We start from the raw sequence: 9,483 nt of genomic DNA on the forward strand, positions 1-9,483 counted from the left end.
ATGGCGTCGGCACGTTCAGCATCGCGTCGACTGACACACCGCCATCGCGAGCAGGCTCACTCCTACAAGGGATATGTGGCGTTCACTGACTGGTTGCAGCGAGCCATTGCGGTATGCGCCGCTCCAGGTAATACCCGGGCCGGCGCAGCGAGCCGTCGACGAAGCCGACATGACCGCCCCGCGTCTGCAATTCGAACTGGGTGCAGGCTGACAACTCATCGGCTTGCGGCAGGCTGTGGGGAAATACGAACGGATCGTCCGCCGCCTGAATGATCAGCGTCGGCGTGCGGATCTCGCCAAGGTAGTAGCGGCTCGAAGCGCGGCGGTAGTAATCCTCGGCATCATTGAAACCATGCAGTGGCGCGGTGACCCGGCCATCGAAATCCCAGAACGTGCGCATGTTTTCCAGCGAGCCGAGTGCGGCCAGTTTCGCCAGGCCGTCTTCGCGCCCGTCATGTTGGAACTGGCGCTGCTTGTTCTTGATGTAGGCGACCATCTCGCGCATGAAGTGCGCCTGATAGACCCGCGAGAATCCCTGGCCGATGCGGTCCGCGCACTGATCCAGCCTGAACGGTACCGACACTGCCACTGCGCCGAGCACACCGCTGTTGCTGCCGGTTTCACCAAGATGTTTGAGCAGCACATTACCGCCCAAGGAATAGCCGACCGCATACAACGGTGCCAACGGACGTTTCGCGCGCAGGTGCTGGATGGCTTCGGCAAGGTCTTCGCTGGCGCCGGAGTGGTAGCTGCGCGGCAGCAGATTCGGCTCGCCGGAACAACCACGCCAGTTCAGCGCGACGCTGGCCCAGCCCTGGTCGGCCAAAGCCTTTTGGATGCCCGCCACATAGGGTGAATTGGAAGAACCCGTCAGCCCGTGCAGCACCAGCACCAGCGGCGCCTCGGCGCTGTGCGGGCCGTGCCAGTCGAGATCGAGGAAGTCGCCGTCCTCGAGCCACAGGCGTTCGCGCTCGCGCTCGATATGCACGGTTTTGCGCCACAGCGGACCCCACAAGGTTTGCAGATGAGGATTGCCGAGGCCGAAGGCGGGGATGAAGCGTTCTGGCGAAGGGGGCACGATGATTCTCGATGGGCTTGTGGCGAGGAAGCACGCCCCCTCGCCGCAGGTTGCTTGCGACCTTGTCAGCCGGCGATGTCCGCCGTGCGCTGCCATAACGCGTAGTACACGCGACCGGATTTCTGTTCGCGATGCAGGCGCCAGTTGCCCGGCAGGCCCAGCGTCGACGGCGCGGTTTCGCTTTCAGTGTAGATCCACGAATCGGCCGCCAGCCATTGGCGCTCTTCCAGCAAAGTACAAACCGCTGGCAGCAGGTTTTGATTGAACGGCGGGTCGAGGAATACCAGATCGAACGGCGTTGCGGTCTGGGTTTCCAGGTAGCGCAGCGCATCGGCGGTTTGTACCTGACCGTTGCTGCAGCGCAGGGTACCGAGGTGTTCTTTCAGGCTCGATACCGCAACGTTGCTGGCGTCCAGCGCCTGGGCCGTGGCCGCGCCGCGGGACAGCGCTTCGAGAAACAGCGCGCCGCTGCCGGCGAACGGGTCGAGCACTTTCGCCCCTTCGACGTACGGCGCGAGCCAGTTGAACAGGGTTTCGCGCACACGATCCGGGGTCGGGCGCAGGCCCGGCGCGTCAGGAAAGCTTAGTTTGCGGCTACGCCACTGGCCACCAATGATGCGCAGTTGGTTCACGCCGTTGTGCACGTTTTGCACAGGTTTTTTCGGTGCTCGAGTCGCCATTAATGCTCCGGAACCCCGAGCGGTTGCTCGGCAGGTTTATCAGATGGGGCCGGTAACGGCTTTTGCGGCACGGTCGGGCCAGCGGTGACGATGACCATTTTCTCCGTGCTCAGGTGTTTGTTCAGCGCATCACGGACCTGCTCCACGGTCAGGCTCTGCGACTGCCGCATGAAATCGTCGAGATAGCTCAGCGGCAGATTATAGAAGCCCATGGCGCCCAGTTGGCCAACGATGTCGGCGTTGCTCGCGGTGGACAGCGGGAAGCTGCCGGCCAGTTCGCGCTTGGCATCGTCGAGTTCTTTTTGTGTCGGCCCGGTTTTCAGGTAGTCGGCGAGTACGTCCTGCACCAGTTTCAGGGTGCCTTCGCTCATCTCGGCGCGGGTCTGCAGGTTGATCATGAACGGGCCACGGGCCTGCATCGGGCTGAACGCCGAATACACGCCGTAGGTCAGGCCACGCTTCTCGCGCACTTCGCTCATCAGGCGCGTACCGAAACCACCGCCGCCGAGGATCTGATTGCCCAGCGACAGCGCGGCGTAATCCGGATCGTCGCGATCGATGCCCAGTTGCGCGAGCATCAGGTTGGTCTGTTTCGACGGAAACTCGATGTGGTTGACGCTGGCCTTTGGTTCCTGCGGCGCAGCGATCTTCGCCAGTGCCGGGCCTTTGGGCAGGGCAGAGGAGACCTGAGTGGCGATTGCCTCGGCGTCGGCTCGCGACAAATCGCCGACCAGCGCAATCACCGCATTGCCGGCGGCATAGGCCTTGGCGTGAAACTCGCGCAATTGCGCGACGGTGATCTTCGGCACGCTTTGCGGATTGCCATCGCTGGAATGCGCGTATGGATGCTCGCCGTACAGACGCTTCATCAGCTCCAGACTGGCGAGTTTGCCGGGGTTCTGTTTCTGGTATTCGAAACCGGCGAGCAACTGGTTCTTGATGCGCGCGAAGGAGTCGGCGGGAAAGGTCGGTTTGCCGACGACTTCGGCGAACAGCTTCAGCGCCGGCTCACGCTGCTCGGGTGCGCTCAGGCTGCGCAGCGAGGCCAGCGCCATGTCCTTGAACGCACCGTTGCCGAAGTCGGCCCCAAGGCCCTCAAAACCCTGGGCAATAGCGCCGACGTCTTTGCCAGCGATGCCTTCGTTGAGCATGGCGTTGGTCAGCACCGCGAGGCCGGGCACGTTGCCGTCCTGACTGCTGCCGGCGGCGAAGATCAGGCGCATGTCGAACATCGGCAGCTCATGGGCTTCGACAAACAGCACTTTCGCGCCTTCGGCGGTGTTCCAGGTCTGCACATCGAGCTTGCGGCTGGCCGGGGCCTTGCCGTCGAGTTCGGCCAGCGATTGCAGTTTCTGGCTGGACTTGGCGTTATCCAGTGCTTCGCTGGCGTGGCTGTCGGCGCCAGGTGACAGATAGACCGCCGCCGAACCGATCACCGCGACAGCAATCAGGCCGAGCAGCATCAGGCGTGGGGGTTTGCGCTCACTCATGAGTCGTCTCCATTGGCAGGACGTGGGCGACGCTGAGACGTTCGCGGGTGAAATACTTTTTCGCGGCGTTCTGGATGTCTTGCGGAGTCACGCTTTCCAGATCGGCCAGTTCGGTGTCCATCAGCTTCCACGACAGCCCGACTGTTTCCAGTTGACCGATGGCGGTGGCCTGGCTGGTGATCGAATCACGCTCATAGACCAGCCCGGCGATGACCTGTGCGCGCACGCGTTCCAGCTCTTCGGCAGACGGTGCGGTGGTCTTCAGCTGCTCGAGCAGTTTCCACAAACCGGCTTCAGCCTGAGCGATGGTCTTTTTCTTCTGCGTGTTCGGCGTCGCCGACAGGGTGAACAGGCTGTCGCCACGGGTGTAGGCGTCGTAGTCCGACGAACCGCCGGAGACCAATTCTTCACCGCGTTCCAGTTGCGTCGGAATGCGTCCGCTGTAGCCGCCGTCGAGCAGCGCGGAGATCAGGCGCAGGGCGTTGACCGAGCGTTTGTCTTCAGCCGTGGCAATGCTTGGCACGTTGAAGCCGAGCATCAGGCTGGGCAACTGGGTCTGCACGCGCAGGGTGATCTGGCGTTCGCCGGGCTCGGCCAGTTCCAGCGGTTTTTTCGCCGGTGGTACCTCGCGTTTGGCGACGGGGCCGAAGTAGCGCTGGGCGAGGGTTTTCACCTCGTCCGGAGTAACGTCACCGACCACTACCAGCGTGGCGTTGTTCGGCGCGTACCAGGATTGGTACCAGTGGCGCAGTTCTTCGACTTTCATGCGTTCCAGATCCGCCATCCAGCCGATGGTCGGCGTGTGGTAGCCGCTGGCCGGGTAGGCCATGGCTTTGTAGCGCTCGTAGGCTTTGGACATCGGCTTGTCATCGGTGCGCAGGCGGCGCTCTTCCTTGATCACTTCGATTTCCTTGGCGAACTCGTCGGCGGGCAGGCGCAGGTTGGCCATGCGGTCCGCTTCCAGCTCAAAGGCCACGCCGAGGCGATCGCGGGCCAGCACCTGGTAGTAAGCGGTGAAGTCGTCGCTGGTGAAAGCATTCTCTTCGGCGCCGAGGTCGCGCAGGATCAGCGAGGCTTCGCCGGGGCCGACTTTTTCGCTGCCCTTGAACATCATGTGTTCGAGCGCGTGGGACAAACCGGTCTGGCCCGGGGTTTCGTAGCTGGAGCCGACCTTGTACCAGATCTGCGAAACGACGACAGGCGCACGATGGTCTTCGCGCACGACGACCTTGAGGCCGTTGTCGAGGGTGAATTCATGGGTCGGTTGCGGGTCGGCCGCCAGGGCCGAAAGGGGCAGGCAGACTGCGCTGAGCAGCAGGCCAGCAGCGCGGCGGGCTAGAGCATTCATTCGTTTTTCAACCTGTTGGGCTGCCCGCTTGGTCTTAGCGTCGGCGGGCGAGAGGTAGGGCGTGTCATTGATCATTACCAGTACCGCGCCGGCGCCTGATAGCGTGCAGGGCAAGGCGCGAGGAGTGTGGATTGGTTGTTCCAAATAAACTCCGAGCAACGCAGCCCTGCACACTATCAGGCCCGGCCCTCCGGGTGGCGCCTGAAAACGGGCCATACTGCGTTGCAGTCCTTGGCAAGGAAAGCACATTCCCTGCGGCCTGCGCCTTGTCTGGCCCGTTTTCAGGCGGCCACGCGGTACTGGTAATGATCAATGACACGCCCTAGGATACTGATCCGTTTTACTGGCGACCACGTCTATGAGGTTCTGCAACCTGATAAGGCTGAATGGGTTTGCGGCACAAGGCAGCGGTTTGGCAACCAGACCCTGCGTTTTCGCCGATTTTTGCCGGTTTAGATCATCGTAAAAACGATCCTTGAGGTGCCTGCGGCGCCTCGACAAAATGTTGCGCGTGAACAAGCTGGATGAAACACAGTCTGTTCTGCATCGAATATTTATTTGCCGGGGCGCCCTGTTGGCGCGTCGCTACCGTGAGATAGCCGTCCTCCATGTTTGGTTCCAACGACGACAAGAAGAGCCCAGCTGCGGCTGGCGAGAAGAAAAGCCTGTTCGGATGGCTGCGGAAAAAACCGCAGGAACCCGTCGTCGAACAGCCGCCCGCGATTCCTGAGCCGGCCCCCGCGCCAGCACCCGCAATAGAAGAAGAGCCGGCGCCGATTGTGCTGCCGCTCGCCGAACCGGTGCTGCAACCGGAAGCTGAAGCCGAGCCTGAAACGCCGACCGCTGCCGAGTTGCCGCTGTCGCCCGCCGTTGAGCCGTGGTTGACCCTGCCGGTGGCAGAAGAGCCGGTGGCCCTGGTCGAAGAAGCGACACCGCATGTGACGCCAGTGATTCCTGCGCCGGTTGCCGAGGTGGCTGCGCCGCCTGTGCCTGAACCGGTTGTCGAGCCAGCGCCGGTCGTTGCCGAGCCAGTGGCGCCGGTTGTCCAGCCGTCCGAGCCTGCGCCTGCGCCTGCGCCTGCACCGCTTGCCGCGGCACCAGTTGTCGCTCCGATCGTGCCGGTCGAAGCCCCTGTAGAAACGCCGGTCGAAGCCTCGCGCAGCGAAGAAACCAAAGCCGGTTTCTTCGCCCGCCTCAAGCAAGGCCTGTCGAAGACCAGCGCCAGCATCGGCGAGGGCATGGCCAGCCTGTTCCTCGGCCGCAAGACCATCGACGATGACCTGCTCGACGACCTCGAAACCCGCCTGCTCACTGCCGACGTCGGCGTCGAGGCGACCACGCAGATCATCCAGCGCCTGACCCAGAAGGTTGCGCGCAAGGAACTGGCCGACGCCGACGCTCTGTACAAATCCTTGCAGGCCGAACTGGCCGCGATGCTCAAGCCGGTTGAACAGCCGCTGAAAATCGCCTCGCAGAACAAACCTTTCGTGATTCTGGTGGTTGGCGTCAACGGCGCCGGCAAGACCACCACCATCGGCAAACTGGCGAAGAAGCTGCAGCTCGAAGGCAAGAAAGTCATGCTGGCGGCCGGCGATACTTTCCGTGCCGCAGCTGTTGAGCAATTGCAGGTCTGGGGCGAGCGCAACAAGATTCCGGTGATCGCCCAGCACACCGGCGCCGATTCGGCTTCGGTGATCTTCGATGCCGTGCAAGCGGCCAAGGCCCGTGGCATCGATGTGCTGATCGCCGACACCGCCGGGCGCCTGCACACCAAAGACAACCTGATGGAAGAACTGAAAAAGGTTCGCCGGGTGATCGGCAAGCTCGACGCCGACGCGCCGCACGAAGTGCTGCTGGTCCTCGACGCCGGCACTGGCCAGAACGCCATCAACCAGGCCAAGCAGTTCAACCAGACCGTCGAACTGACCGGTCTGGTGCTGACCAAACTCGATGGCACCGCCAAGGGCGGGGTGATTTTCGCCCTGGCCAAGCAGTTCGGTCTGCCGATCCGCTATATCGGCGTCGGTGAAGGCATCGACGATTTGCGCACCTTTGAAGCCGAACCCTTTGTCCAGGCACTGTTTGCCGAGCGGGAGCGTTCATGATTCGTTTCGAACAGGTCGGTAAACGCTACCCGAACGGTCACGTCGGCTTGCATGAGCTGAGCTTTCGAGTCCGTCGTGGCGAGTTCTTGTTTGTCACCGGTCACTCCGGTGCCGGTAAATCCACGCTGTTGCGCCTGTTGCTGGCAATGGAACGGCCGACCAGCGGCAAACTACTGCTCGCCGGGCAGGACCTGAGCACCATCAGCAACGCGCAGATCCCGTTCCTGCGTCGGCAGATCGGCGTGGTGTTCCAGAATCACCAGTTGCTGTTCGATCGCACGGTGTTCAACAACGTCGCGTTGCCGCTGCAGATTCTCGGCCTGTCCAAGGCTGAGATCGCCAAGCGCGTCGATTCGGCGCTGGAACGCGTGGCGCTGTCGGACAAAACCGATCTGTACCCGGGCGACCTGTCCACTGGTCAACAGCAGCGCGTCGGCATTGCCCGCGCCATCGTCCATCGCCCGGCCTTGCTGCTGGCGGACGAACCGACCGGTAACCTCGACCCGCGACTGGCGGCGGAAATCATGGGCGTGTTCGAAGACATCAACCGTCTGGGCACCAGCGTGCTGATCGCCAGTCACGACCTTGCGCTGATCGCGCGCATGCGTCACCGCATGCTGACCCTGCAACGCGGCCGCTTGATCGGCGACGGGGAGGCCGGGGTATGAGTGCGACACGCAGTCCGAAGGTTTCCGAGCGCGTGGCCCCGAAAGCCGCTGACCCGCAACCGCAGAAGAAGAAAAAGCACGACGATGACGACGGCCCGGACTTCGCTACGCTGTTCCGCGCCTGGATCGAAAGCCATCGCGCCAGCCTGCTCGACAGCCTGCGCCGCCTTGGCAAGCAGCCGATCGGCAGTTTCTTCACCTGCATGGTGATGGCCGTTGCGCTGAGTCTGCCGATGGGGCTTTCGCTGTTGCTCAACAACGTCGAGCGTCTCGGCGGTTCCTGGCAGCGCGCGGCGCAGATTTCCCTGTACCTGCAACTCGATGCCAGCGCGGAACAGGGCGAAGCGCTGCGCGAGCAGATCAAAGGCATGCCCGGCGTCGCGGATGCCGAATATGTCGGCCGCGATCAGGCGCTGGAGGAGTTCCAGCAGCAGTCCGGCCTGGGCGAAGCCCTGCGTGAGTTGCCGGAGAACCCGTTGCCGGGTGTGGTGCTGGTGACACCGAACGAAGTCGACAAGCCGACACTCGAAGCATTAAGACAAAAACTTTCCGAGCTGCCCAAGGTACAACAGGCACAACTTGATCTAGTCTGGGTCGAGCGTCTGGCCGCCATCCTCAAGCTTGGCGACCGCTTTGTCTTCGGTCTGACGGTGTTGTTGGTGTCTGCATTACTTTTGGTGATAGGCAATACCATTCGTCTTCATATTGAAAACCGCCGCACCGAGATAGAAGTGATTAAACTCGTCGGCGGCACTGACAGTTATGTGCGCCGCCCTTTCCTTTATATGGGCGCGTTGTATGGCTTCGGTGCAGGGCTGTTGTCCTGGGGCGTATTGGCGTTCGGCCTGAACTGGCTGAACGATGCGGTGGTTGGACTGGCCGGCTTGTACGGCAGTGATTTCGCCCTGGCCGGCGTGCCAGTGGCCGACGGTCTGTCGCTCTTGCTTGGCGCGGTGCTGTTGGGTTATATCGGTGCATGGATTGCAGTCGCACGTCATCTCAGGGAGCTGGCGCCGAAGTAGAATCTTTTTTGCGCGTGATTGACCTTGCGGTTTTTATGGGAACTTGTACTTGAGTTCCCGGTCAATTTTTCGCAGTGCCGAGAGGCACGAGTATGTGAGTGGGAGGTTTTTTCGTATGACCAATTCTTTGCAACCTGCGTATGCGTTGGTTCCGGGTGCGAACCTGGAAGCCTACGTGCACACCGTCAACAGCATTCCATTGCTGACGCCGGAGCAGGAGCGTGAACTGGCCGAGAGTCTCTACTATGAGCAGGATTTGGGGGCGGCTCGGCAGATGGTGCTCGCCCACCTGCGTTTTGTCGTACACATTGCCCGTAGCTACTCCGGCTACGGTCTGGCTCAGGCTGACCTGATCCAGGAAGGTAACGTCGGCCTGATGAAGGCCGTCAAGCGCTTCAACCCGGAAATGGGTGTGCGTCTGGTATCGTTCGCCGTGCACTGGATCAAGGCGGAAATTCACGAATTCATCCTGCGCAACTGGCGCATTGTGAAAGTCGCGACCACCAAGGCCCAGCGCAAGCTGTTCTTCAACCTGCGCAGCCAGAAGAAACGTCTGGCGTGGCTGAACAACGAGGAAGTCCACCGTGTGGCGGAAAGCCTCGGCGTCGAACCACGTGAAGTGCGCGAGATGGAAAGCCGCCTGACCGGCCATGACATGGCCTTCGACCCGGCTGCGGAAGCCGACGATGACAGCGCTTTCCAGTCGCCGGCCAACTACCTGGAAGACCACCGGTACGACCCGGCGCGTCAGCTGGAAGATGCCGACTGGAGCGACAACTCCAACACCAACCTGCACGAAGCACTGGAAGTGCTGGACGAGCGCAGCCGTGACATCCTCTACCAGCGCTGGCTGGCGGAAGAGAAGGCCACGCTGCACGACCTGGCGCAGAAGTACAACGTGTCGGCCGAGCGAATCCGTCAGCTCGAGAAGAGCGCGATGAACAAGCTCAAGTTGTCGATCGCCGCGTAACCGGCGCATCAGCAATAAAAAACGCCCCGATCAGCGATGATCGGGGCGTTTTCATTTCGACTGCCACACAAAACCCCTGTAGGAGTGAGCCTGCTCGCGATAGCGGTTTGTCAGTAACGCAG

Annotated in this window: 8 protein-coding genes; 4 read left to right on the forward strand and 4 right to left on the reverse strand. The window is 61.9% G+C overall.

Annotated features, from left to right (window positions below; translation table 11 throughout):
• Nucleotides 1–82: 82 nt before the first annotated feature.
• The 4 genes from DCO47_RS22875 to DCO47_RS22890 form a co-directional block, all read right to left on the reverse strand.
• The gene (locus DCO47_RS22875) at nucleotides 83–1,078 is read right to left on the reverse strand and encodes a hydrolase (protein WP_116658979.1); all 996 of its coding nucleotides are present in this window, start codon (nucleotides 1,076–1,078) and stop codon (nucleotides 83–85) included.
• Nucleotides 1,079–1,143: 65 nt separating this feature from the next.
• Entirely contained in the window at nucleotides 1,144–1,758 is a 615-nt protein-coding gene (gene rsmD, locus DCO47_RS22880) for a 16S rRNA (guanine(966)-N(2))-methyltransferase RsmD (protein WP_101161286.1), read from the reverse strand.
• Nucleotides 1,758–3,248 (reverse strand): pitrilysin family protein, encoded by a 1,491-nt coding sequence (locus DCO47_RS22885; RefSeq protein ID WP_116658980.1) that lies wholly within the window; start codon nucleotides 3,246–3,248, stop codon nucleotides 1,758–1,760. Before DCO47_RS22885 ends, rsmD begins: the two co-directional genes overlap by 1 nt.
• Nucleotides 3,241–4,596: a pitrilysin family protein gene (locus DCO47_RS22890; protein WP_064364743.1), complete on the reverse strand. Its 1,356-nt coding sequence runs from the start codon at nucleotides 4,594–4,596 to the stop codon at nucleotides 3,241–3,243. The genes DCO47_RS22885 and DCO47_RS22890 overlap by 8 nt, the downstream gene beginning before the upstream one ends.
• Before the next feature lie 608 nt (nucleotides 4,597–5,204).
• Here DCO47_RS22890 and ftsY point away from each other — a divergent pair.
• The 4 genes from ftsY (at nucleotide 5,205) to rpoH (ending at nucleotide 9,361) form a co-directional block, all read left to right on the forward strand.
• The gene (gene ftsY, locus DCO47_RS22895; RefSeq protein WP_116658981.1) at nucleotides 5,205–6,701 is read left to right on the forward strand and encodes a signal recognition particle-docking protein FtsY; all 1,497 of its coding nucleotides are present in this window, start codon (nucleotides 5,205–5,207) and stop codon (nucleotides 6,699–6,701) included.
• Entirely contained in the window at nucleotides 6,698–7,369 is a 672-nt protein-coding gene (gene ftsE, locus DCO47_RS22900; RefSeq protein WP_003229148.1) for a cell division ATP-binding protein FtsE, read from the forward strand. The genes ftsY and ftsE overlap by 4 nt, the downstream gene beginning before the upstream one ends.
• The gene (gene ftsX / locus DCO47_RS22905) at nucleotides 7,366–8,391 is read left to right on the forward strand and encodes a permease-like cell division protein FtsX (protein ID WP_042606555.1); all 1,026 of its coding nucleotides are present in this window, start codon (nucleotides 7,366–7,368) and stop codon (nucleotides 8,389–8,391) included. Before ftsE ends, ftsX begins: the two co-directional genes overlap by 4 nt.
• A 115-nt stretch (nucleotides 8,392–8,506) precedes the next feature.
• Nucleotides 8,507–9,361 (forward strand): RNA polymerase sigma factor RpoH, encoded by an 855-nt coding sequence (gene rpoH / locus DCO47_RS22910; protein WP_016772717.1) that lies wholly within the window; start codon nucleotides 8,507–8,509, stop codon nucleotides 9,359–9,361.
• Nucleotides 9,362–9,483 lie beyond the last annotated feature (122 nt).

This window comes from Pseudomonas sp. NDM, from assembly GCF_003105095.1.
Lineage (GTDB): Bacteria > Pseudomonadota > Gammaproteobacteria > Pseudomonadales > Pseudomonadaceae > Aquipseudomonas > Aquipseudomonas moraviensis_A.